Annotated in this window: 17 protein-coding genes and 4 tRNA genes; 5 read left to right on the forward strand and 16 right to left on the reverse strand. The window is 58.3% G+C overall.

Translation table 11 applies throughout. The annotated features are described in order from the left end of the window. Window positions 1–136: 136 nt before the first annotated feature. Window positions 137–2,797 carry a pyruvate dehydrogenase (acetyl-transferring), homodimeric type gene (gene aceE, locus BFQ03_RS18985; protein WP_065943653.1) on the forward strand — a complete coding sequence of 887 codons (2,661 nt, stop codon included), beginning with the start codon at window positions 137–139 and terminating at the stop codon, window positions 2,795–2,797. On the opposite strand, the gene BFQ03_RS18990 is transcribed toward aceE, so the two are convergent. Continuing rightward, window positions 2,798–3,595, reverse strand: coding sequence for a DUF2242 domain-containing protein (locus BFQ03_RS18990; RefSeq protein WP_032860277.1), 798 nt, complete (start codon window positions 3,593–3,595; stop codon window positions 2,798–2,800). It lies immediately after the preceding gene. 44 nt (window positions 3,596–3,639) lie between these two features. Then, entirely contained in the window at window positions 3,640–4,584 is a 945-nt protein-coding gene (locus BFQ03_RS18995) for a LysR family transcriptional regulator (RefSeq protein WP_050593350.1), read from the reverse strand. A 126-nt stretch (window positions 4,585–4,710) separates the two neighbouring features. On the opposite strand from BFQ03_RS18995, the gene BFQ03_RS19000 reads away from it, so the two are divergent. Beyond that, a complete protein-coding gene (locus BFQ03_RS19000) occupies window positions 4,711–5,889 on the forward strand; it encodes an MFS transporter (protein ID WP_032860278.1) in 1,179 nt (392 codons plus the stop codon). A gap of 172 nt (window positions 5,890–6,061) precedes the next feature. Here the strand turns inward: BFQ03_RS19000 and BFQ03_RS19005 are convergent, their stop codons facing one another. The 11 genes from BFQ03_RS19005 to BFQ03_RS19055 all read right to left on the reverse strand — a co-directional run bounded on the left by BFQ03_RS19005 (window position 6,062) and on the right by BFQ03_RS19055 (window position 18,312). Next, entirely contained in the window at window positions 6,062–7,933 is a 1,872-nt protein-coding gene (locus tag BFQ03_RS19005) for a SurA N-terminal domain-containing protein (protein ID WP_065943652.1), read from the reverse strand. Between the two features lie 229 nt (window positions 7,934–8,162). Further along, complete coding sequence (locus tag BFQ03_RS19010; RefSeq protein WP_003174819.1) at window positions 8,163–8,435, reverse strand: HU family DNA-binding protein; 273 nt, start codon at window positions 8,433–8,435, stop codon at window positions 8,163–8,165. 146 nt (window positions 8,436–8,581) lie between these two features. After that, a complete protein-coding gene (gene lon / locus BFQ03_RS19015) occupies window positions 8,582–10,978 on the reverse strand; it encodes an endopeptidase La (protein ID WP_032860280.1) in 2,397 nt (798 codons plus the stop codon). Window positions 10,979–11,138: 160 nt separating this feature from the next. After that, on the reverse strand, window positions 11,139–12,422 hold the full coding sequence (clpX, locus tag BFQ03_RS19020) for an ATP-dependent Clp protease ATP-binding subunit ClpX (protein ID WP_032860281.1): 1,284 nt from the start codon (window positions 12,420–12,422) through the stop codon (window positions 11,139–11,141). Window positions 12,423–12,534: 112 nt separating this feature from the next. Beyond that, on the reverse strand, window positions 12,535–13,170 hold the full coding sequence (gene clpP, locus BFQ03_RS19025) for an ATP-dependent Clp endopeptidase proteolytic subunit ClpP (protein WP_029298421.1): 636 nt from the start codon (window positions 13,168–13,170) through the stop codon (window positions 12,535–12,537). A 92-nt stretch (window positions 13,171–13,262) separates the two neighbouring features. Then, entirely contained in the window at window positions 13,263–14,573 is a 1,311-nt protein-coding gene (gene tig, locus BFQ03_RS19030; protein ID WP_032860283.1) for a trigger factor, read from the reverse strand. Between the two features lie 129 nt (window positions 14,574–14,702). Further along, entirely contained in the window at window positions 14,703–16,406 is a 1,704-nt protein-coding gene (gene ltrA / locus BFQ03_RS19035; protein WP_065943651.1) for a group II intron reverse transcriptase/maturase, read from the reverse strand. A 1,424-nt stretch (window positions 16,407–17,830) separates the two neighbouring features. After that, window positions 17,831–17,906: transfer RNA gene (locus BFQ03_RS19040), tRNA-His, on the reverse strand. A 76-nt stretch (window positions 17,907–17,982) separates the two neighbouring features. Continuing rightward, window positions 17,983–18,067: transfer RNA gene (locus BFQ03_RS19045), tRNA-Leu, on the reverse strand. A gap of 60 nt (window positions 18,068–18,127) precedes the next feature. Beyond that, window positions 18,128–18,203: transfer RNA gene (locus BFQ03_RS19050), tRNA-His, on the reverse strand. A 32-nt stretch (window positions 18,204–18,235) separates the two neighbouring features. Continuing rightward, window positions 18,236–18,312, reverse strand: a tRNA-Arg gene (locus tag BFQ03_RS19055). Between the two features lie 280 nt (window positions 18,313–18,592). On the opposite strand from BFQ03_RS19055, the gene folD reads away from it, so the two are divergent. Next, on the forward strand, window positions 18,593–19,447 hold the full coding sequence (gene folD / locus BFQ03_RS19060; RefSeq protein ID WP_032860284.1) for a bifunctional methylenetetrahydrofolate dehydrogenase/methenyltetrahydrofolate cyclohydrolase FolD: 855 nt from the start codon (window positions 18,593–18,595) through the stop codon (window positions 19,445–19,447). A gap of 717 nt (window positions 19,448–20,164) precedes the next feature. After that, the gene (gene pbpG, locus BFQ03_RS19065; RefSeq protein ID WP_032860285.1) at window positions 20,165–21,088 is read left to right on the forward strand and encodes a D-alanyl-D-alanine endopeptidase; all 924 of its coding nucleotides are present in this window, start codon (window positions 20,165–20,167) and stop codon (window positions 21,086–21,088) included. Window positions 21,089–21,129: 41 nt separating this feature from the next. On the opposite strand, the gene BFQ03_RS19070 is transcribed toward pbpG, so the two are convergent. Further along, complete coding sequence (locus BFQ03_RS19070) at window positions 21,130–21,816, reverse strand: peptidase C39 family protein (protein ID WP_032860314.1); 687 nt, start codon at window positions 21,814–21,816, stop codon at window positions 21,130–21,132. A 212-nt stretch (window positions 21,817–22,028) separates the two neighbouring features. Here BFQ03_RS19070 and BFQ03_RS30295 point away from each other — a divergent pair, with 212 nt between their 5' ends. After that, window positions 22,029–22,190, forward strand: coding sequence for a hypothetical protein (locus tag BFQ03_RS30295; RefSeq protein WP_167360818.1), 162 nt, complete (start codon window positions 22,029–22,031; stop codon window positions 22,188–22,190). Between the two features lie 36 nt (window positions 22,191–22,226). On the opposite strand, the gene BFQ03_RS19075 is transcribed toward BFQ03_RS30295, so the two are convergent. Together BFQ03_RS19075 and BFQ03_RS19080 are read right to left on the reverse strand one after the other, a co-directional pair. Continuing rightward, window positions 22,227–23,507 carry a Zn-dependent hydrolase gene (locus tag BFQ03_RS19075; protein WP_065943650.1) on the reverse strand — a complete coding sequence of 427 codons (1,281 nt, stop codon included), beginning with the start codon at window positions 23,505–23,507 and terminating at the stop codon, window positions 22,227–22,229. A gap of 67 nt (window positions 23,508–23,574) precedes the next feature. After that, window positions 23,575–25,062, reverse strand: coding sequence for an NCS1 family nucleobase:cation symporter-1 (locus BFQ03_RS19080; RefSeq protein WP_065943649.1), 1,488 nt, complete (start codon window positions 25,060–25,062; stop codon window positions 23,575–23,577). Window positions 25,063–25,100: the final 38 nt, after the last annotated feature.

Consider the following 25,100-nt stretch of genomic DNA (forward strand, 5'->3'; position numbering starts at 1 on the left):
TTCGAGAAGGTTGCAATGGTAGCTCATCCCGCGCTAAATTCAGTCATGTAGTTGCAATTGCAATCATTTTACAGCGTGCCCAATCACCTTCCACAAGAAGCCCGCACGTTGATAACCGCACACCCTGGAGCCTCACATGAACGCGAACAACGCAGTAAGACTCGACGACGATCCACAGGAAACGCGCGAATGGCTGGAGTCCATCGAATCGGTGCTGTCCACCGAAGGCCGCCCGCGCGCCCATTACCTGATCGATCAGTTGCTGGATTTCGACGTAGCGCGCCATGGCGACTTCCACGGACGGGTCACCACCCCTTACGTCAACACCATCGCGGTGGACCGCCAACTGCCCTACCCCGGCAACCTGGCGGTAGAACGCAGGCTCAATGCGTTTATCCGCTGGAATGCCATGGCCATGGTATTGCGCGCCGGCAAGCACTCGGGCGTGGGTGGACATATCGCCACGTATGCGTCGGCTGCAGTGTTGTACGACGTAGGCTTTGACCATTTCTTTCGTGGCCGTACCGAGACCTTCGCCGGCGACCTGGTGTACATCCAGGGTCACTCCTCGCCAGGCATTTACGGTCGCGCCTACCTTGAAGGGCGTATCAACGAAGCACAACTCGACAACTTCCGCCGCGAGGCCGGTGGTCAGGGCCTGTCCTCCTATCCCCATCCCCGGTTGATGCCGGACTTCTGGCAGTTTCCTACGGTGTCGATGGGCCTGGGGCCCATCACTGCGGCCTACCAGGCGCGGTTCATGCGCTACCTGGACCTGCGCGCCCTCAAGCCGCAGGAGGGGCGCAAGGTCTGGGCCTTCCTGGGGGATGGCGAAATGGACCAGCCGGAATCCCTCGCGGCGATCTCTCTGGCCGGGCGCGAGAAGCTGGACAACCTGATTTTCGTGGTCAATTGCAACCTTCAGCGCCTCGATGGCCCGGTACGCGGCAACGCCAAGGTGATCCAGGAGTTCGAGAGCCTGTACCGCGCTGCCGGCTGGAACGTGATCAAAGTCATCTGGGGCGGTGGCTGGGACGCCCTGCTGGACAAGGACACCAGCGGCCTGCTGCGTCAGCGCATGATGGAGTGCGTAGACGGCGACTATCAGAACTACAAGTCGCAAAACGGCGCCTATGTGCGCGAACATTTCTTCGGCAAATACCCGGAGTTGCTGGCGCTGGTGGCGGATCTTTCCGACGATGAAATCTGGAAGCTCTCACGGGGCGGCCATGACCCCGACAAGGTCTATAACGCCTATGCCGCCGCCGTTCGCCATACCGGCCAACCTACAGTGATCCTGGCGAAAACCGTCAAGGGTTTTGGCATGGGTGAAGCGGGCGAAGGCCAGAACATCAACCACCAACTGAAGAAAATGGGCGCCGAGGCGGTCAAGGCCTTCCGTGACCGGTTCGGCCTCGAAGTGGCCGACGACCAACTGGCACAAATCCCCTATCTCAAGCCGGCGCCAGACAGCGAAGAAGCGCGCTACTTTGCCGCTCGACGCCAAGCGCTCGGCGGCTACGTTCCAGCCCGGCACAGTTCGGTGCCAGCGCTGCAAGCCCCCCCGCTCGAGGCCTTTGCCACGCAACTCAAAGACACCGGCGAGCGCGCCATTTCCACCACCATGGCCTTCGTCCGCATCCTCGGCACCCTGCTCAAAGACCCTAACCTGGGCAAGCTGATCGTACCTATCGTGCCGGACGAGTCCCGCACGTTCGGCATGGAGAGCCTGTTCCGCCAGATCGGTATTCATTCTGCCGTGGGCCAACTCTATACCCCCCAGGACGCGGGCCAACTGAGCTACTACAAAGAGAGCAAGGACGGCCAGATCCTGCAGGAAGGCCTGAATGAGTCCGGTGCATTTTCTTCTTGGATCGCCGCCAGTACGTCCTACGCCAACCACGGCGTGATGATGGTGCCCTTCTACATCTTCTATTCGATGTTCGGCTTCCAGCGCATTGGCGACCTGGCCTGGGCCGCAGGCGATGCGCGGGCCCGCGGGTTCCTGCTGGGCGCCACTGCCGGGCGCACCACCCTGATGGGCGAAGGGTTGCAACACGATGACGGGCATAGCCACGTAATGGCCTCGGTGATCCCTTGCTGTGTGTCCTACGACCCGACCTTTGCCTACGAGCTTGCCGTAATCATCCGTGAGGGCATACGGCGCATGTTTGTCGAGCAGCAGGACATTTACTACTACATCACCCTGCTCAACGAAAACTACCCGCACCCGGCCATGCCCGACGACGTCGAAGACGGAATTCTCAAGGGGATGTATTGCCTGAAAGCCGGCCAGCAGCCCCAGGTGCAGCTGATGGGCAGTGGCTCGATCCTGCGCGAGGTGATCGCCGCCGCGGACTTGTTACGCAAGGACTTTGACGTGGACTCTGACGTCTGGAGTGTCACCAGCCTCACCGAACTGCGCCGCGATGGTCACGCCGTGGAGCGCTGGAACCTCCTGCATCCGCAGGAAACGCCACGTACTAGCTACGTGGAGCAATGCCTGACGGACCGCGCAGGGCCAGTGGTGATTGCCACCGACTACATGAAAATCTTCGCCGATCAGATTCGCCCATTCATGGCGGGCCGGCGCCTGGTCGCCCTGGGTACCGATGGCTTTGGCCAGTCCGATACTCGTGAAGCGCTGCGCGAATTCTTCGAGGTAGATCGCCACTTCATCGTCCTGGCCGCATTGAAGGGCCTGGCGGACGATTGCCTGATCAACCGCGCCAAGGTCAGCGAGGCAATCAGCCGCTACGGGATCGACGTCGACAAGACCGACCCCGTCAACGTGTAGTCACTGGGCCGGCAGCGGCGGGATCGCTTCCGTCGGTGCCGGCAGCAAAGGCGTGGCTGGCGCCGGTTCCGTCGGTTGCGCTGGCGTTTGCTGGGGCATGATCGGCGCTGTCTCCGGTGGCGGCGACAGCGGTTCCGAGACTGCTGGAGCAACAGGCGCAGCCGGCGCTTCATCGGGTGTCTCAACCTTCTCGATCAGCGGCGCGGGCTTGGGCTCCGGCACGCCAAGGTCAGCCTTGGGCGCCTCTTGAATGTGTTCGGCAGCCTTCACTTCCTGAGGCAGGAATACGTCCACCAAGGCAAAGTAGCGGTCATAGAACTTGGGCGAAGTGACCGTCTCGCTGGCCACCTTGACCATAGAGTCGTCGGTGGAGCCGATCGGCATCGATACCGAACCGAGTACACCCACCCCCAGGCTGGCGGAGTTATTGACCTTCTTCAGCGCATAGCGATCCTGCAGGGCGTTGGCAAACATGGTCGCATGATGCTCGCTGCTGCCATCTTCGGCACAGACCACGTTGAAACTGATCTGCAGATGGGTCTCACCGGTCTGCTGGAAACTCTTGTTGCCGCTCACCAGCTTGGGGTCGCTGCTGGTGATGATATAGCCCTGGCTGAGCAACGCCCGGCGTGCCGCTTCACAGGCCGCGACATCGCTGACCGGGTAATTGCGTGAAAACGTACCGGAGTCGTCGAAATTCTCATGTTCGTAGATAGCGGTCTTGGGCGACGAGCAGCCCGTGGCGCCTGCCAGCACCAGCGCAAGCGCAAGGCCACGCAAGTGAAATGAAGTCGACATTGATGATCCTGAGGAAAACGGTCAGGGCGGTATTGTGCAACAGATCATGTGGTCTGCGCGCGGATTCCTGTGGGTAAGACGCCAGCGGCTGACGCGACGCCAGGCGTAGGAAAAAGCCTGGCACTCATATGATCGATAAACACCCGCAGTTTGGCCGAGGCATGCCGACTTGACGGCCATAGCATCCAGAAGCTGCCGTGGTGCTCAAGGTAATCGTCCAGTACCCGTTGCAGGCGGCCCTGCTCCACGGATTCACGAACCATGAAGTCCGGCAGGCAGGCGATCCCCAGGCCCTCATGCACCACATGGTTCAACGACTCGATAGTGGTGCTGATCAACGGCGCGCGCAACACGGGCTCGGGCTCACCCGGTAGATGGCGCAATGGCCAGGCTTCCAGCTTGCCCGTGGCGCAGAATTTGTGGCGCAGGCAGGCGTGGCGATTCAGATCCGTAGGACAAACCGGTGTGCCATGTAGGGCGAAGTACTGTGCCGATCCCACCAACACCAACCGATAGTGCCCCAGCAGTCGGGCCGTCAGCCGCGAATCCTCAGGTTTACCGGTGCGCACCACGGCGTCGAATCCTTCTTCGATCACATCCACCATACGGTCGGAAAAATCCACGTCCAACTCGATATCCGGATAAGCCCGCATGAACTCGGTCAGCACCGGCATCAACAAGCCCCGGACCTGGGGCAAGCTGATACGCAATTTGCCACGGGGGATGGCCGTCGCTTCGATCAACTCCTGCTCCGCCGCGTCCACTTCAGCCAGGATCCGCCGCGATCGTTCGAGGAACAGCGCGCCCTCGGCAGTCAGGGTGATACTGCGGGTGCTGCGATGAAACAGGCGCACACCCAGGCGTTGCTCCATACGCGCAATGCTTTTGCCGACGGCCGAGGAAGACACCCCCAGCACGCGACCGGCCTGGGTAAAGCTGCGGGTTTCCGCGACCTGCACAAACACCGAAATACTGCCCAGGCTGTCCATTGTCCCTTCCTGCTGATTACGGATATAAACATCCGATAAGTTCGGAACCTTAGCCTATTTTTCCCAACGCTTCAGCCCCCTACTCTGCCCCAATGTCCTGATGCCTTGAATACGGAGCCGAGCCACATGAACGACAGCAGTACAACCCAATGCCTGTCCAGCCCCCGCGAACGCCTGCCCATGATGGGTTTGCTGGCGCTGGCCACCGCCGGTTTCATCACCATCCTCACCGAAGCGATGCCCGCCGGCCTGCTGCCCCAGATGAGCGCCGGCCTGGGGGTTAGCGAGGCGCTGGTCGGCCAACTCGTGACGCTGTATGCCCTTGGTTCGTTGCTGGCCGCCATTCCCTTGACCATCGCCACCCGTGGCTGGCGGCGCCGGCCCTTGCTGCTGATCGCCATTGGCGGCTTTGCGCTGGTCAACAGTGTCACGGCGCTTTCCAGTGTCTATTGGCTGACGCTGGTTGCGCGCTTGCTGGCCGGGGTCTTTGCGGGCTTGCTCTGGGCGCTGCTGGCGGGATATGCCAGCCGCATGGTGGCGCCACACCTGCAAGGCCGGGCGATTGCCGTGGCGATGCTTGGTGCCCCCCTGGCGCTGTCCCTCGGGGTGCCGGCCGGGACCTTTCTCGGCACGGCGGTAGGCTGGCGCTTGAGCTTTGCGATCATGACCGGGCTGACCGTGGTGCTGTTGGCGTGGGTACGCTGGCAGGTGCCCGATTTTGCCGGGCAAGGGGCGCAACAGCGTCTGGGCTTACGCCAGGTCCTGTGCTTGCCGGGGGTACGTCCGGTGCTGTGGGTGACCTTTACCTACGTGCTGGCGCATAACATTCTGTACACCTACATCGCGCCGTTCCTGGTGCCCGCCGGGATCGCCGCTGACATTGACCAGGTGCTGCTGGTGTTTGGCCTGGCTGCACTGATGGGGATCTGGATCGTCGGCCTGTTGATTGATCGGCGCCTCCACACCCTGCTGCTGGTCAGTTGTGTGATGTTTGGCGCGGCGGCGTTGGGGTTGGGGTTGTGGATGACGGATGCCGATATCGTCTATGCATCCATCGCCCTCTGGGGATTGGCCTTTGGTGGTTTGCCTGCCCTGCTGCAAACGGCATTGGCCAAGTCTGCCGGCAACTCTGCGGATGCTGCCCAATCAATGCTGGTGACGGTGTGGAACCTGGGAATTGCCGGCGGCGGGCTGGTAGGTGGTGTGCTGCTGCAAGGATGGGGCGTGATGTCCTTTCCCTGGGCGGTCGCTGGCTTGGCCATGCTGGCATTGATCGCAACCTTAAAGACCCGGAGCCCCCAGTAAGGTAGGAGCGAGCTTGCTCGCGAAAGACGTTAACGATAAAGGGGGCTTGCTGGGTATACGCGGCGCTCTCAGGTTCTTCGCGAGCACGCTCGCGCCTACAAAACCTCGGTGCGCAGGCAAAAAAAGACCCCAGCTTTCAGGCCGGGGTCTTTTTTAAGGCTATCTCACGACATCAGAACCGCTTGATGTCAGCCTTGGCTTCCAGTTCCTTACGGAACGCAGCGAAGTCTTGCTGACCGACCCGCGAAGCGAGGAAGCGACGATACTGCTCCTTCTCTTCATCGGTAGGTGCAGCCCCTTCGTTGACGCTGTTCAAGCGTACGATCATCAAGCTGCCGTCAGGCAGGGTCACGTCGGCAAAGGTCGGTTTGTCCTTCGCCGCCGGCTTGGCCATGCGGAACAGAGCCTGCAGCACGGCAGGCTCAACGCCTTCCTGGCCACGGGTGGCTGCTTCAGTGACTTTCCAGGCCTGGCCATCAACCGGCTTATCCAACGGCAACTTGCCATCACGCAGGCTGGCGATCAGTTCGTCAGCGTGAGTCTTCGCCGCAGCGCTTGCACGCTCCTTGGTCAACTGTGCACGGATGGCCGTTTCCACGCTTGCCAGTGGCAGTTGCTCAGGCTTGCGGTGCTCTTTGGCGCGCAGGACCACGATGGTTTCCGGATCCAGCTCGATGGCGGTGCTGTTGGCACCTTCATCCAGCACTTCAGGACTGAAAGCAGCCTGGATCACGGCACGGTTGGCCGCGATGCCTTCACCACCTTCACGGCCAAACGGCGCCGAGGTGTGTACGGTCAGCTTCAGGTCCGAGGCCGGCTGGGCCAGGTCGGAGGCTTCAAATGCCGCGTCTTCCAGTTGCTTGGTCGCCTCGACGAAGCGCTGCTCCACTTGCTGGGTCTTCAGCTCGCGGGTCAGTTTGTCTTTCAGGCTGGCGAACGATGGCACTTCAGGTGCTTCAACGCCCAACAGCTTGATCAGGTGCCAGCCGAAGCTGGAACGTACCGGCGCCGAAACCTGGTCCTTGTTCAAGGCGTACAGGGCGGTTTCGAAGTCGGGATCGTAGACACCAGGACCTGCAAAACCCAGGTCGCCGCCATTGTTGGCCGAACCTGGATCCTGGGAGAACTCCTTGGCCAGGGCCTCGAAGCTTTCGCCCTTGGCCAGGCGCGCCTGGACCTCTTCGATCTTGGCCTTGGCTTGCGCCTCGGTCATCTTGTCGTTGACTTCGATCAGGATGTGCGCGGCACGACGCTGTTCAGCGAGGTTGGCGGTTTCTTTCTCGTACAGGGCCTGCAGCTCATCGTCCTTGACCGTTACCTGGTCAAAGAACGAAGCCTTCTTCAGCTCCAGGTAGTCGATGACGACCTGGTCCGGGGTCATGAACTCCTTGGCGTGCTGGTCGTAGTAAGCCTTGACCTCGTCGTCGGTGAGTTTCACGGCACCCGGGTCGGCCTTGACGCTGACGGTGGCGAAATCACGGGTCTGTTTTTCCAGACGCGCGAAGTTCAGGACTTCCTGGTCGGTGACAAAACCGCTGCCGGCAATGCCTGCGCGCAGTTGGCCGATGAGCATTTCCTGGGTCAGCATCTGACGGAACTGCATACGGCTGTAACCCAGTTGACGGATCACCTGGTCGAAGCGTTCAGCGCTGAACTTGCCGTCTTCCTGGAATTCCGGCGTCTGCAGGATCACTTGGTCCAGTGCAGCTTCCGAGAAGGAGAACTTCGAATCGGCCGCGCCTTGCAGCAGCAGCTTACGATCGATCAGGCCCTTGAGGGCCGCTTCGCGCAGCATTTTTTCATCCAGCAAGGACGCGTCGAAGTCCTTGCCCAATTGTTGCATCAACTGCCGACGTTGCATGTCGACGGCCTGGCTCAGCTCGTTCTGACTGATTTCTTCACCATTGACCTTGGCCGCGTCCTGGCTGTTGGTCGTAGCCTGGAAAATGGCCTCGATACCGGTGAAGGCCATCAGTACAACGATGAGCCCGATAATGGTCTTGGCAATCCAGCCTTGTGAATTGTCCCTGATATTCTGCAGCATGCGTCCCCCAGAAACGGTTGAACTTCAAAATTAGGCAACCGTGGAGCGTGGGTAGAATCCGGATAGAAGAAAGGCGCATCCGAGGATGCGCCTTCTCGTAACTGGCGGAACGGACGGGTGTTGAACCCGCCCCCCGGCGTAGCGACCCAATGGATACTTGGGTCAGTTGCCGCTCCGCTGCCAGGCCAGACCTGCGTCCGGCCCGGATAGGCAAAGGCTTGAACGAAGCTTAGTTAACGGCTTCTTTCAGGGCTTTACCGGCTTTGAAACCTGGTTTCTTGGCAGCAGCGATTTGCAGTGCTTTGCCAGTCTGTGGGTTACGGCCAGTGCGAGCTGGACGATCGGTCACAGAGAAAGTGCCGAAGCCTACCAGTACCACGGAGTCGCCGGCCTTGAGAGCGCCAGTGACGGATTCGATTACTGCGTCCAGCGCACGGCCAGCAGCGGCTTTCGGGATATCAGCAGATGCGGCGATAGCATCAATCAGTTCCGACTTGTTCACTCTAAGTCCCCTTATATCTATTGAGTATGATTCTAAGTTTTTTGGTGAAAGCAAAAACCAGTGCTGAATGGCCTACAGACACTTAAGAGCCGCTTTATAACAAGGGCTCTAAAAATCTGTCAAGGAAGCCCCCAGGCTTAAACGTATTAATGCGTGCTAATTCTTTCCTTAGAGTCAGTCTCGCGCTTTTCGTCCTTCGCGACTATCTCGGGAGCCACATCCGGCAAGGGCTCCGGCGCGTATTGCAGCGCAATTTGCAGGACCTCGTCAATCCATTTAACCGGTTTAATCTGCAGATCCTGCTTAATGTTGTCAGGAATTTCCTTCAAATCGCGAACATTCTCTTCCGGAATGATCACGGTCTTGATACCACCGCGGTGTGCAGCAAGCAATTTCTCTTTCAAGCCACCGATGGCCAATACCTGACCACGCAGGGTAATTTCCCCGGTCATGGCCACATCAGCGCGTACCGGGATGCCGGTCAGGGCCGAGACCAGGGCCGTGCACATGCCTACGCCAGCGCTAGGGCCGTCTTTGGGTGTAGCCCCCTCAGGCATGTGGATGTGAGTGTCGTGCTTCTCGTGGAAGTCCAGGGGGATTCCCAGGCTACGGGCGCGACTGCGCACCACGGTCTGCGCGGCGGTGATGGACTCGACCATCACGTCACCCAAAGAACCGGTCTTGATCAATTGCCCTTTGCCAGGAATCACTGCGGCTTCGATAGTCAACAATTCGCCGCCTACCTGGGTCCACGCCAGGCCAGTGACCTGCCCTACCTGATCCTGCTGCTCGGCCAAACCGTAGCGGAATTTACGCACACCCAGGTAATGCTCCAACGAGTCGGCCGTAGCCTTCACGGAGAAGCGTTTTTCCAGTGCATGCTCCTTGACCGCCTTGCGGCAAATTTTCGCAATCTGGCGTTCAAGCCCCCGCACACCGGCCTCGCGAGTGTAGTAGCGCACGATATCGCGGATCGCCTCGACATCGAATTCGATCTCGCCCTTCTTCAGGCCATTGGCCGAAATCTGCTTGGGCGCAAGGTATTTGACCGCGATATTGATCTTCTCGTCTTCGGTGTAACCCGGCAGACGAATCACCTCCATCCGGTCCAGCAAGGCTGGCGGAATGTTCATGGAGTTGGAGGTGCACAGGAACATTACGTCAGACAAGTCGTAATCGACTTCCAGGTAATGATCGTTGAAATTGTGGTTCTGCTCGGGGTCGAGTACTTCCAGCAGGGCCGATGCTGGATCGCCACGCATGTCGCTGCCCATTTTGTCGATTTCATCGAGCAGGAACAGCGGGTTGCGCACCCCGACCTTTGTCATCTTTTGAATCAATCTTCCCGGCATCGAACCGATGTAAGTCCGGCGATGGCCGCGAATTTCCGCCTCGTCACGCACGCCACCGAGGGCCATACGCACGAATTTACGGTTTGTTGCACTGGCGATCGACTCAGCCAACGAGGTTTTACCCACGCCAGGAGGACCCACCAGGCACAACACCGGGCCGCGAATCTTCTTCACCCGCTTCTGCACGGCGAGGTATTCGAGGATGCGCTCCTTGACCTCTTCAAGGCCGTAGTGATCGGCATCGAGGATGTCTTCGGCACGCGCCAGGTCCAGGCGTACCTTGGTCTGGGCTTTCCACGGTACCTGCACCAGCCAGTCGATGTAGGAACGAACCACGGTGGCTTCGGCCGACATCGGCGACATTTGCTTGAGCTTGTTCAGCTCGGCGGTGGCTTTGGTCAGGGCGTCTTTCGGCAGGCCAGCGGCGTCGATGCGCTTTTTCAGCTCTTCGATTTCGTTGTGGCCTTCCTCGCTATCGCCGAGTTCCTTCTGAATGGCCTTCATCTGCTCATTCAGGTAGTACTCGCGCTGGCTGCGCTCCATCTGTTTCTTTACGCGGCCACGAATGCGCTTCTCGACCTGCAACAGGTCAATCTCGGCATCCAGCAGCGCCAGGACGTGCTCGACCCGGGTCGACAGGTCGATGATTTCGAGGATGTCCTGCTTCTGCTCGATTTTCAGCGCCATGTGCGCGGCCATGGTGTCGACCAGGCGGCTTGGCTCATCGATGCTGTTGAGGGAGGACAGGACTTCAGCCGGGACTTTCTTGCCCAGTTGCACGTATTGCTCGAACTGGGACAGCAGGCTACGCACAAAGACTTCGGATTCGCGCTCAGGTGCATCGACTTCGTCGATCAATGCCACTTCCGCACGCAGGTGGCCATCCACCTCCATGAAGCGCTCGACCGCCCCGCGCTGCTCACCTTCGACCAGCACCTTGACGGTGCCATCCGGCAGCTTGAGCAATTGCAGAACGGTTGCAATAGTACCAACGCGATACAGGGCGTCTTCGCCAGGATCGTCGTCAGCCGGGTTTCTCTGGGCCAACAGCAGGATCTGCTTGTCGCCCGTCATCGCTGCCTCAAGGGCTTCGATAGACTTCTCGCGCCCCACGAACAGCGGGATAACCATGTGCGGATACACAACCACATCACGCAATGGCAGGAGAGGCAATTCAATGGTTGTCTTCATGATTTCGCCTCTATGACAGATGAAAGTAAGCTTGAAACCAAGATGGGGGCTGCGTGTAAAAAAAACAAGCTCAATGCTGGCAGTTACACACAGTAAAAATTCTCATGAAAAACAAAGGGGCCCCTAGAGGCCCCTTGTTTGTACCGAAACTGCGCAACGCTTATGCGTCTGGCGCAGCCTTGGCAGTCGGCTCACTGTTTTCGTAGATATACAGTGGCTTGGACTTACCTTCTATAACGCTTTCGTCGATCACCACTTTACTCACCTCGGACTGCGAGGGGATTTCGTACATGGTGTCGAGCAGTACGCCTTCGAGAATCGAACGCAAACCGCGTGCGCCGGTCTTGCGCTCCAGTGCCCGCTTGGCCACCGACTTGAGCGCGTCAGAACGGAACTCAAGGTCCACGCCTTCCATTTCGAACAGCTTGGCGTATTGCTTGGTCAGGGCGTTTTTCGGCTCGGTGAGGATCTGAATCAGAGCAGCCTCATCCAGCTCGTCCAACGTGGCCAGGACCGGCAGACGACCAACGAATTCCGGGATCAGACCAAACTTGACCAAATCGTCAGGCTCGACTTCACGCAGGGACTCGCCCACCTTCTTGCCTTCTTCCTTGCTGCGCACTTCTGCACTGAAACCAATGCCACCCCGAGTGGAACGCTGCTGGATGACCTTTTCCAGACCGGAGAACGCGCCGCCACAGATAAACAGGATGTTGCGCGTATCAACCTGCAGGAATTCCTGCTGCGGGTGCTTGCGGCCGCCTTGGGGCGGTACGGAAGCGACCGTGCCTTCAATCAGCTTCAGCAGGGCTTGCTGCACGCCTTCACCGGAAACATCCCGAGTGATCGACGGGTTGTCGGACTTGCGCGAAATCTTGTCGATTTCATCGATATAGACAATACCCATCTGGGCTTTCTCTACGTCGTAGTCGCACTTCTGCAGCAGTTTCTGAATGATGTTCTCGACATCTTCACCCACGTAGCCAGCCTCGGTGAGGGTGGTGGCGTCGGCGATGGTGAACGGAACGTTCAGCAGGCGAGCGAGGGTTTCTGCAAGCAGGGTCTTACCCGAGCCTGTAGGACCGATCAGCAAGATGTTGCTCTTGCCGAGTTCGACTTCGTCGCCTTTCTTGTCACGCTGGTTCAAGCGCTTGTAGTGGTTGTACACCGCTACGGCCAGAACCTTCTTTGCACGCTCTTGACCAATCACGTACTGGTCAAGGATGCCGCTGATTTCTTTAGGCGAAGGCAATTTATGCGCGCTGCTTTCGGCCTGTGCCTCCTGCACCTCCTCACGGATGATGTCATTGCACAGGTCGACGCACTCGTCGCAGATAAAGACCGAGGGGCCGGCAATCAATTTGCGCACTTCATGCTGGCTTTTGCCACAGAAGGAGCAATAGAGCAGCTTGCCGTTGTCCTCGCCGTTGCGGGTGTCAGTCATTCGTTCGATCCAAATCCGATAGGCTTGCAACACAAGATGAAGGCTTATGCGGGCTTTTTCAAGCCCGCCAGTGGTCGGACATGCCGACCAGCCCTATTTTGAGCTGCTTATATTAAGCGGGGCGCTTGTCGATCACGGCGTCGATCAGCCCGTATTCACGCGCGGCCTCGGCACTCATGAAGTTGTCGCGGTTGGTATCGCGCTCGATTTCTTCCAGGGTGTGCCCGCTGTGCTTGGCCATCAGCGTGTTGAGACGCTCGCGGATAAACAGGATTTCCTTGGCGTGGATCTCGATGTCCGATGCCTGCCCCTGGAAACCGCCCAGTGGCTGGTGAATCATCACGCGCGAGTTGGGCAGGCAGAAACGCTTGCCTTCGGCACCGGCTGTCAGCAGGAATGCACCCATGCTGCAGGCCTGGCCAATGCACGTGGTGGATACATTCGGCTTGATGAACTGCATGGTGTCGTAGATCGACATGCCCGCCGTTACCGAACCGCCTGGGGAGTTGATGTAGAGATGGATGTCCTTGTCCGGGTTTTCCGCTTCAAGGAACAGCAGTTGCGCACAGATCAGGTTGGCCATGTAGTCCTCTACCGGACCAACCAGAAAGATCACTCGCTCCTTGAGCAGGCGCGAGTAGATGTCATAGGCGCGTTCGCCACGAGCAGATTGCTCGACAACCATCGGGACCAGGCCGCCTGCGGCCTGGATATCAGAGTTCTGCTGAATATACGAATTACGGAACATGCTCTGCAGTTACTCCCAAATAGTCATGTCTTGAATACGCATAAGCCAGCGCGAGGCTGGCTTATGGGTGTATTTTCAAACGAGTTGGACAATCAGTCGGCTTGTGCTGCTTCAGCCGGCTTGACTGCTTCTTCGTAAGAGACCGCTTTGTCGGTCACCTTAGCCTTCTGCAGAACAGTATCCACAACTTGTTCTTCCAGCACAACCGAACGGACTTCGTTCAGTTGCTGGTCATTCTTGTAGTACCAAGCCACGACCTGCTCAGGCTCCTGGTAGGCCGAAGCCATTTCCTGGATCATTTCGCGAACGCGGTCTTCGTCAGGCTTGAGGTCGAACTGCTTGACCACTTCAGCCACGATCAGGCCCAACACGACACGGCGCTTGGCTTGTTCTTCGAACAGCTCGGCCGGCAGTTGGTCAGGCTTGATGTTGCCACCAAACTGCTGAACAGCTTGTACGCGCAGGCGATCCACTTCATTGGACAGCAGGGCCTTAGGCACTTCGATCGGGTTGGCGGCCAGCAGACCGTCCATTACCTGGTTCTTGACCTTGGACTTGATGGCCTGGCGCAGCTCACGCTCCATGTTCTTGCGAACTTCGGCGCGGAAACCTTCGATACCGGTTTCCTTGATACCGAACTGGGCGAAGAACTCTTCGTTCAGCTCTGGCAGCTTAGGCTCGGAAACGCTGTTGACCGTCACGGTGAACTCGGCAGCTTTGCCAGCCAGGTCCAGGTTTTGGTAGTCAGCAGGGAAAGTCAGGTTCAGGACGCGCTCTTCGCCGGCTTTAGCGCCAACCAGGCCGTCTTCGAAACCCGGGATCATGCGGTTGGAACCCAGAACCAACTGGGTGCCCTTGGCCGAGCCGCCAGCGAATACTTCGCCGTCAACCTTGCCCACGAAATCGATGTTCAACTGGTCTTCGTTCTGGGCGGCACGATCGGCCACTTCAAAACGGGTGTTCTGCTTGCGCAGGATTTCCAGCATGTTGTCCAGGTCGGCATCAGCCACTTCGGCGCTCAGGCGCTCGATTTCGATACCTTCGAAACCAGCCACTTCGAACTCTGGGAACACTTCGAATACGGCAACGTATTCCAGGTCCTTGCCAGCTTCCAGGGACTTAGGCTCGATGGAAGGCGAACCAGCCGGGTTCAGCTTTTGCTCGACAACAGCTTCGTAGAAGGAAGCCTGGATCACGTCGCCTACGGCATCTTGACGCGCATCAGCACCAAAACGGCGCTTGATTTCGCTCATCGGCACTTTGCCTGGACGGAAACCAGCGATCTTGGCCTTCTGGGCAGTCTGCTGCAGACGCTTGTTGACCGCAGTCTCGATGCGCTCTGCCGGCACGGTGATGCTCATGCGGCGCTCGATAGCAGTAGTATTTTCAACAGAAACTTGCATGGATATTCCTCGTTGCACAGACGTTAGCCGGCCGTTTCCGACCCAAGAATGTCGGGTAGAGATGGGCCATTACTGGCCCACCTCCCCCTAAGAACCGTACGTGCGAGTTTCCCCGCATACGGCTCGGGCCTAATCAAAACCCCCGGTAAGGGGAGCCGGTTTGTTCACTGTCAATCCGCGAGCGTGTAGCCGCTGGTGACAAAGGGGGTGCAATAGTACCCGGTTATTTAGGGAGTCTCCACCGCCTTTTGTGCGGTACAGAATGTGGTGATCATGCCACCCCGTCTCCTTCGTAATCGGTAACTTACATATTGGACACAATCCTTTCTGACTCTGGAATAGGCTCAAGATTTGCTTACGGTACGCCAGCCTTTTGAGCATCTGTTCCATACGCCTTTTCTCACCCATTTCCTCCATAGAAGGATCGAAGGGGTTGTACTCCCCACTCACCTTCTTGTGTCGTTCGATCGGAGTGCTCGCTAGCGAGTACAACTCGATCGTCCGCATCTCTCCCTTGTCATTCATCGTCGCGGTAGCAAACACCCCTTTCCGCCCCTTCATGGGTTTAAAGTATTTCGCTCCGATCCACTGGAGTGTTTTCTTAGGGTGTCGCCGTTTTGCCCAACGCCATAGAGCCAGAAAGATCATGTAATCCATGCGGCTATACGCTTTCTTGGCTACCACAGGCTGGTGATAGAACGCCCAGCCACGCAGTATCGGATTAAGCTGTCGGATCAGATCCTCCTGCCTTACCGCTTTGCTGGTACTGATGACCTCCCTTACCTTGCTATAGAACGCTTTCACGTTTTTCTTGCTTGGCTTGATCAGAAGCTTCCCATCGTACTTGCGGAAATTCCAACCTAGAAAGTCAAAGCCTTCCTTTATATGGACGATACGCGTCTTCTCGAGTGACAACTGCAGCCCCCGCACTGCTAGGAACTGCTCCACCCAAGGTCTGACTTCAGTTTCCAGCACCTCTCGCGAGGTTCCAGTTATCACAAAGTCATCCGCGTAACGCACCACATTGATTTTCAGCTTCTTGGCCTTGGTCACACCCAGATGTTGCTTAAGTAGTGACTCCAGCCCATCCAGCACCAGATTCGCCAAGCTGGGCGAGACAATCCCGCCCTGTGGCGTACCGGCATCCGTTGCCTGTAGCTGGCCCTTATGAATCACGCCAGCTTTCAACCATTTTCGGAGAACCACCTTATCCGTTGGGACGTTGGTGATAAGCCAGTCATGATTGATATGGTCAAAGCAGCCTTTGATGTCCGCCTCCAAAACCCATTGGGCCGAAACCTTCTTGGATAGGCATACGAACAACTGCCCCATTGCATCCGCCGTAGATCGCTCGACCCTAAAGCCGTAGCTGTTTGGATCGCCGGTGGTTTCTGCAATGGGTGCCAGAGCAAGCAAATACAACGCCTGCATTGCCCTGTCCGTCATGGTCGGAATGCCCAGAGGACGCTCCTTTCCATTTGACTTCGGAATAAACACACGCCGTAAAGGCCGCGGCTTATATCCATGGCGCTTCAACCCATTTGCCGCCTTCCATTTGGCATCGGGTGTATCCCAGAGCACGCGGTCGACTCCCGCCGTGCGCTTACCCTGGTTTTCAGTGACTCGCCGTACGGCCAAGTATCTGGCCGAGCGAGAGCGGGTCAGCATCCGTTGCAGGGCTTTCACCCTGCGCCAGTTGCCTTCCCGACAAGCCTTCGCAATCCGTATCTGCATCGCCCGGACATTCCGCTGAACACGCCACCAATCGATGTCATGCCAGTGCTGCGGAGCGCCGGAAGGCGCAGACACGGCCAATTGGCTATGTTCTAACATGCTGCCTTCCTCTCAAGTTGCCCCAAGCGAAAGACGCACACACCCCCTGACGGGAATGGACGCTCCCGCCAGGGTTGGATTAATAGAAGATCCGTTACAGCTGGATCTCTAGGTTTATTGAGACAGGTTCACTCAGAGTTCATGCGACGAAAGACCACGCAGAAGTCTGCTCGGTTTCCCGTGGAGCAATGTTCCAGCCCCTATCCGGGCCATTACAGCCCGGCTTTCGCTTTCTCTGCGATCCCATACCCGCACAGCCAACGGATCACCTTGCGGCTCACCTGCCCGAAGGCAGCTATACGGGCTTACCACGTTCCCTGCCTGTCACACGACTGGGTTAGAGTCTGCCTATTCGCCGGCGACCTTATGTGACGACGTGTTCCGACCCTTGACCAGAACAACCGGTCGCATCACCTTTTTGGTTAATGCCTATCAGCAGATTAGGCACCGTAATGCTGACGACGTTTATTAGCAGTTCACTTGTGTTACCCATACCAGCCAGCCTAGCGCCTCAACCCGGTACTGCTCCGAGCATCTGCGCTCCGCCTCACGGCGAAGACACACCCATAAGGGGGCTACATTGTTGGAAGAGCTTCACACCCCACCGTTACCAGTGACGCATGTCTTCCTAGGCTATCGTTGGTCGCACAACGAGTCCGCTGCCACTCCAAACAGGCAATGGTTGGACAATGACAGACAGAGCTTTCGCTCATGTCTCCGGTTTGATGTGAACAGGGACTGCCGAGGCAGCATGCTCAAAGAATTGTTACCTCCTGTTTCAAAGCAGGAGGGAACCCCAGCGGGGATTCTCTCCCGCATGGGTTTAGCCCTGAATAGGGCTGATGTGTAGTGGGCACTCCAATACCGGAAGAACCGGTATTGTGGTCGAGCCTCCGAGCGCTAATCGACCTTGGGTTTGCCACCGCCGCTGCGGCAAGTCCTTGAAGGCATTGGACTTCTGGGAGGGTTTTGTTTCTTGGGATTGGGCACCCAAGCTCTCGGCTCTCTTTCGAAAACCCTTCAAGATGACTCTACACCTCGAAGTTTAGGAGACACGCCACGCGTGTCGCACCAAGGGCATGCATTCTAGTGGGTCAAACTCAAGAAGTCACCCTACTGAAAACGGGTTAAAAAACAGCAGGCATTTTACAGGTACGAATGCACGAATGCTCCTCGCCCCAGTGACAAATACAGCCAATCACGCCAGGGCTCTGTGCCAACCCTTCTATATATAGAAGAAGCTGCCAACCATCTCCCCGGCTGCCGACCTTGCACACAAGGCCGACGGGCAGAACGGCATCATCGAGAAACAAAAATACGACGAAACGCCCCACCCCTGCGACCCAAAACCTGCAGTCGCCGAATACGCAAACCGCTAAAACAAAAAAGGCGCCAGACTGTTAAATCTGGCGCCTTTCGGAATATGGGGTGGACGAAGGGGATCGAACCCTCGACAACGGGAGTCACAATCCCGTGCTCTACCAACTGAGCTACGCCCACCATATTGCGTGACAAAGAAGCCAACTGCCTTCTCTGTTGAGCACCAACCCAGCCAATGCAGGGGTGACGCTTTATTTGGTGCGGATGAAGAGACTCGAACTCTTACGCCTCGCGGCGCTGGAACCTAAATCCAGTGTGTCTACCAATTCCACCACATCCGCGGCTTGAAGCTTTTTTAAAACAAAGGCGCCAGACCGTTAAATCTGGCGCCTTTTCAAATATGGGGTGGACGAAGGGGATCGAACCCTCGACAACGGGAGTCACAATCCCGTGCTCTACCAACTGAGCTACGCCCACCATCTTGCGCTACTTGTGCCAAAGCTGCCTAATGGCGCACCCGGCAGGACTCGAACCTGCGACCATCCGCTTAGAAGGCGGATGCTCTATCCAGCTGAGCTACGGGCGCCTGATTAATCTGTACTCTTGGAGGACTACAAACTAAATGCTTCCAGCCTTACACAATAAAACGGCTATTGCGCTCGACCTTCTTAACCAGTGCTAGGCTGTGCCCGACAAGTGCGACGAATAGTATAGACGCCCCTAGGGGCCGTCAAATCTTTTTTGAAAAAAATTCATTTTATTTAAGGGGTTAGGGGAATTTGCAGACCAAGCGCCTTTGCCCTCACGTCCTGGCGTGCGAGAATGCGCGCACTTTTCCTCCCCCTCTCGATGGTTAATCACGCGTAATGACTGCACAACTTATCGACGGCAAATCAATCGCCGCCAGCCTGCGCCAGCAGATCGCCAAACGTGTCACCGAGCGTCGCCAGCTTGGCCTGCGCACGCCGGGGCTCGCGGTGATCCTGGTCGGCAGCGATCCTGCCTCCCAGGTTTATGTCTCGCACAAGCGTAAAGACTGTGAAGAGGTCGGCTTTATTTCCAAGGCCTACGACTTGCCTTCCGACACCACCCAACAGGCCCTCACCGACCTGATCGACGGTCTCAACGACGATCCGAACATCGACGGCATCCTGCTGCAATTGCCGCTGCCAGAGCACCTGGACGCCTCCCTGCTGCTGGAGCGCATCCGCCCCGACAAAGACGTGGACGGCTTCCACCCTTATAACGTCGGTCGCCTGGCCCAGCGCATTCCCCTGCTGCGCCCCTGCACACCGAAGGGCATCATGACCCTGCTGGAAAGCACCGGCGTCGACCTGTACGGCCTGGATGCAGTGGTGGTTGGCGCGTCCAACATTGTAGGTCGCCCGATGGCCATGGAGTTGCTGCTGGCCGGCTGCACTGTGACCGTCACCCACCGCTTCACCAAGGACCTGGCAGGCCACGTCGGGCGTGCCGACCTGGTCGTGGTCGCCGCGGGCAAGCCAGGCCTGGTCAAGGGCGAGTGGATCAAGGAAGGCGCCATCGTGATCGACGTGGGTATCAACCGTCAGGATGACGGCAAGCTGGTGGGCGACGTGGTGTACGAAACCGCCCTGCCCCGCGCCGGATGGATCACCCCGGTACCTGGTGGTGTTGGCCCGATGACTCGTGCATGCCTGCTGGAAAACACGCTGTACGCAGCCGAAACGTTGCACAGCTAAAAGGACCCCGCCTTGACGCAACGCTGTTAGGTCACGCCGGGCTTCCTGAAAAATCCGCTATCAGATATCTGGCAGCGGATTTTTTTATTCCTGCCCGAGAGATTTGACTTGCTCCCTGTCAACAAGAACAGCACGCCGCGGTTTCCTGAAAATGATGCCTGCGCGCTTAAAGGCCACACCTATAAGGAGCGCAACCCCCAAACTCCATAACCCTATGATGGTCAGTGCCATACATCCTCCTCAAGTATTGCCACCACGTACGACACGACGATTACAAAAAAAACTGACAATCGCCATTGTCGCACTGGCTCTCAGCGTATTGGCATCAGCGGCTCCAGCGATCAACAACGTTGTAGTACCCGTCACCATGAAGCCTGTGCCCACACACAGTAATAAATTGGTCGCCCATCGGATCGTTTTGCCGTTCATCTACGTCCCTGTTTTCAACAACGCCTCCTCAATTCAACGTTAACAAAAAGCCCATATCAAAGGCTCTGAGGTTTTTGTATCAGTCCTACACACCCAGGACCGACAGGACCGTTTTTACGGAGCCTTATCGCCAACGCGCTTGCGCTACAAACCTAACCAATCATCGGCTTACAGCCTTTATTTAAAGGCTCTCTATCAGTTTGTGATCCATACTAATAATATGTAACGTCATTTTTCATAAAACCGGCTGCATCCGGTATTTTTCTACCTTTTAGCGAGTTCATCCGCGTGAAAATTCATCTTTCTCTCATCAGCCTGTTCTTCGCATTCGCAGGCACTGTCGCCAACGCCAGTGAAACCACCCTGGCCCCACGGGACACCTCGCAACTGCACATCGCCTCAGGCAGCGCGATGCTGGTGGACTTGCAAACCAACAAAGTCATCTATTCCAGCAACCCCGACGTGGTCGTACCGATCGCCTCCGTCACCAAGCTGATGACCGGCATGGTGGTGCTGGATGCCAAGCAGAATATGGATGAGTACATCTCCATCAACATCAGCGACACCCCGGAAATGAAAGGCGTGTTCTCGCGAGTCAAGCTCAACAGCGAAATGCCGCGCAAGGAAATGCTGCTGATTACCCTGATGTCCTCGGAAAACCGTGCAGCTGCCAGCCTGGCCCACCATTATCCGGGTGGCTATGCGGCGTTTATTGCCGCAATGAACGCCAAGGCCAAGGCCCTGGGCATGACCAGCACCCGCTATGTCGAGCCCACCGGTCTGTCGATCCATAATGTGTCCACCGCCCGCGACTTGAGCAAGCTGGTGCAGGCCGCGCACAAATATCCGCTGCTCACGCAATTGAGCACCACCAAGGAAAAGACCGTGTCGTTCCGCAAGCCCAGTTACACCCTGGGTTTTTCCAACACCGATCACTTGGTCAACCGCGCCAACTGGGATATCAAGCTGACCAAGACCGGTTTCACCAACCAGGCCGGTCACTGCCTGGTGCTGGTGACGAGCATGGGCAACCGCCCAGTGTCGCTGGTGATCCTCGACGCCTTCGGCAAATTCACACACTTTGCCGATGCCAGCCGTATTCGCAAGTGGATTGAAACGGGCAAGAGCGGCTCGGTGCCAGATGTGGCCCTGCAATACAAGGCCGACAAGAACCTCAAGGGCCGCCAGACCGGGGTCGCCCAATCGCACTGATGTACGACTGACAAAAACGGCGCTCTCGAGCGCCGTTTGCGTTATGGCTGCTTTGGCCTTTCAGCCATGACCTTGAGTGCCTGTGCCGCCGCCTGTTCCTGGCCGGCCTGGGCGGTGGCGTTGGCGGCCTGCTGCCACCTCGCCGTATCCAGGTTGACCGGCAACTGGCTCGGACGCTGCACCAGCACCGCCCACTGCCCGGCGCTTTTCCAGGCGGACTCGAAGTCGCTGAACGCCACCGGGCGTCGCCGATCCCTGGCGACGCGCAACAACACCGTACTGTTTTGCTGGTTAAAGCCCACCAGTACCGCATAACGCGGCTCGGCCCAGAGTGTCGAGCCTTCGGTAATCCGCACCATCACCGGATACCCCGCCGCCACCTGCGCCAACAGCGCCGTCAGCCTGGTATCCAGCGGATACACCAACATCCCGTATTCGCGCGCCAGCACTTGCATGTTGCGCTCAAGGTCGGCTTCCCCACCGGGTAGATGCAATGGCTTATCCAGTAAGCCCGGTGTAATCACAATGCCTTGTTGCGACAGCATGCTGGCCAGGGCAGCCGGACCGCCCTGGTACGTGTCGCCACGAAACGCCGGCACGCCGTTGAGCTCTACACGTTCGGGCAGGCCCTTGATTTTTGAAGGTGTGGGATGCCCGGCACACGCGGCCAAGCCAAGGACGCAGGCAGCCACCAGCAAGGAGGCTTTGAGGTTCGACCGTAAACGCAACTTCTTCACTCTCTTGATCATCTGCGGGCTGGGGCGTTGATCATAGGACGCTCTTGGGCCCGGGTATAGCCTTGGGCAGCAGTAAAAAGCCCGGGATAGAGCAAACAAGTTGGACGCACACGACCATTGGTCAATAGCACGCAACCGGGAGGCAGCTAGACTGTCCATTGCAAAGACAGTGTGTGCCCTGCACAGGGCAAAAGGAGGCACTCATGAGCCTGACAACCACGATTTTCCTGTTGGTGCTTGGCTGGCTGGCCGTCGCCGGCGCCATGCTGTGGGGCGTGTTGCGCGTGACCCGCCGGCACCCTCATCCACAGCCCAAGGCCGAGGCACGCGCCAAGACCCACAAGCCAGTCGCGCATCACGCCTGACCGAATCCAGGAGCCGGCAAGCCGGCTCCTGCAGATCTACGCCACCTGCTTGCGGGCCACCGCAGCCGAAGCCGCCACCATCGCCCGCAGCAACACCGCGCACCCCGCCGCCAGGTCATCGGGTGCGGCGTTTTCGATTTCGTTATGGCTGATCCCGCCTTCACATGGCACGAATATCATCCCGGCCGGCCCCAACTCAGCGACGAAGATCGCGTCATGCCCAGCGCCACTGACGATATCCATATTCGACAGGCCCAGGCCATTGGCCGCCTCACGCACCGCATCGACACACCCCTTGTCGAAATACAGCGGCGGGAAGTCAGCGGTCGGCACCATCTCGAAGCTCAGGCCGTGCTTGGCGCAAGTGTCGTCGATCACCTTACGCACCTGGGCAATCATCGAATCCAGGCGTGCCGGTTCCAGGTGACGGAAGTCCAGAGTCATGCGTACTTCGCCAGGGATCACATTGCGCGAGCCGGGATAGGCTTGCAGGCACCCCACCGTGCCACAGGCATGGGGCTGATGGCCGAGTGCGGCAGCGTTGACCGCCGCCACCACTGCCGACGCACCGACCAGGGCGTCCTTGCGCAGGTGCATCGGCGTCGGACCGGCATGCGCCTCGACACCGCGCAGAGTCAGGTCGAACCATTTCTGGCCGAGCGCTCCCAGCACCACGCCGATGGTTTTGCGTTCATCTTCCAGGATCGGGCCCTGCTCGATATGGGCTTCGAAGTAAGCCCCAACCTTGTGCCCGCTGACTGGCCGGGAGCCCGCGTAGCCAATCGCGTTCAGCGCATCACCCACCGTGATGCCCTCTGCGTCGGTTTTGGCCAGCGTGTCTTCAAGGCTGAATTTTTCGGCGAACACCCCGGAGCCCATCATGCAGGGAGGGAAGCGCGAGCCTTCTTCGTTGGTCCATACCACCACTTCCAGCGGCGCTTCGGTTTCGATCTTCAGGTCATTGAGCGTGCGCAACACCTCCACGCCCGCCAGTACACCGAAGCAGCCATCGAACTTGCCGCCCGTTGGCTGGGTGTCGATATGGCTGCCGGTCATCACCGGTGGCAATGCCGGATTGCGCCCCGCGCGACGGGCAAAGATATTGCCCACGCCATCGATGGTCACCGTGCAGCCCGCCGCCTCGCACGACTGCACAAACAGATCGCGAGCCTGGCGGTCGAGGTCGGTCAGGGCCAGGCGACACACGCCGCCCTTGGGCGTGGCGCCGAGCCTGGCGAGGTCCATCAACGACTGCCACAGGCGGTCACGGTTGATGTGCTGATGGGTGGATTGCAGAACGTCGATGGCAGCGTTCATGGTGATCTCCTCAGGCAATATTTCTTATGATTGACGCGGTCCCACATTTGATTGCATTCCACATCACTTACAGGGATGTCTTGGCAGCGACAGGGTTTGTTTTACGCTTGCTGCACAGGCCGTAATACAACAACCCGCCCAGCGCCGATCCCGTGAACCAGCCGTAGCTGTAGAACCAACTGAACGCATCGCTGCCCAGTGACAGCAGGGTCAGCACCACCGGCACGCCAAAAGCGATAAATCCCGCGACATTCCACGCCGGGTACACGTCATCGCGATACAAACCCGCCAGATCCAGTCGCTGGCGGCGAATCAGGAAATAGTCCACTACCATGATCCCGGCAATCGGCCCCAACAGGCTCGAATAGCCGAGCAGCCAGTTGGAATAGACCGTTTCCAGGCTGACATCGGAAACGATCAGCCCGAGCTTTTTCAGCAGTTCATGGGCCATCAGCGCCAACCCCACCAGACCGGTGAGCACCACCGCGGTGGTGCGGTTGATCAACTTGGGCGCGATGTTCTGGAAATCATTGGTGGGCGAGACAATATTCGCCGCCGTGTTGGTCGACAGTGTGGCAATGATGATCAACGCCATCGCCACCGCTACCCACACCGGGCTCTGGATATGTCCGATCAGGGTCACCGGGTCGGAGACGCTGACGCCCACCAGTTTCACCGAGGCCGCCGTCATGATCACGCCCAGTGCGGCGAACAGGAACATGGTCAGCGGCAGGCCGAAAATCTGCCCCAGGATCTGGTCCTTCTGGCTTTTGGCATAACGGCTGAAGTCAGGAATATTCAGGGACAGGGTGGCCCAGAAACCGACCATCGCGGTCAGTCCGGCCATAAAGTAACCCGTCAGGCTCGCGCCTTCGGGGCGCTTGGGTGGGATGGCCATCAATTCGCTGATCGACACATTGGGCAACGCCCACACCAGCAAGCCGATACCCACCGCCACCAGCAGCGGTGCCGACAGGGTTTCCAGCCATTTGATCGACTCGGCGCCGCGCAGCACCACCCACAGGTTCAACACCCAGAAGATCATGAAACCGATCACCTCGCCGGTGCCGCCCAGGCTCTTCCAGCCCTCGAAGATCGAGCCGAGGAACAAGTGGATCGCCAGCCCGCCGAACATCGTCTGGATGCCGAACCAGCCACAGGCCACCAGCGCGCGGATCAGGCACGGCACATTGGAACCGAGAATGCCAAAGGATGAGCGCAGCAGCACCGGGAACGGAATGCCATATTTGGTACCGGGAAAGGCATTGAGCGTCAGGGGCACCAGCACCACGATATTGGCCAGCAGGATTGCCACCAGCGCCTCGCCTACCGACAAGCCGAAGTACGCGGTGAGCACGCCGCCCAAAGTGTAGGTCGGCACGCAGATCGACATGCCGACCCACAATGCCGTGATGTGCCACTTGTTCCAGGTTCGTTCGTGCACCTTGGTCGGTGCCATGTCGTGGTTGTAACGGGGGCTGTCGAGGACGTCGCTGCCGGCGTCGAGTTCATACAGGCCGTCGCGTTCTATGACTTGCGATCTGTTCTGTTGCATGGCCGCTCCACGGTTTTTTTAAAATTATTGTTGCTCAT

Origin of the sequence: Pseudomonas sp. 25 R 14 (genome assembly GCF_900004755.1) — a bacterium.
In the GTDB taxonomy this organism is placed as follows: domain Bacteria; phylum Pseudomonadota; class Gammaproteobacteria; order Pseudomonadales; family Pseudomonadaceae; genus Aquipseudomonas; species Aquipseudomonas brenneri.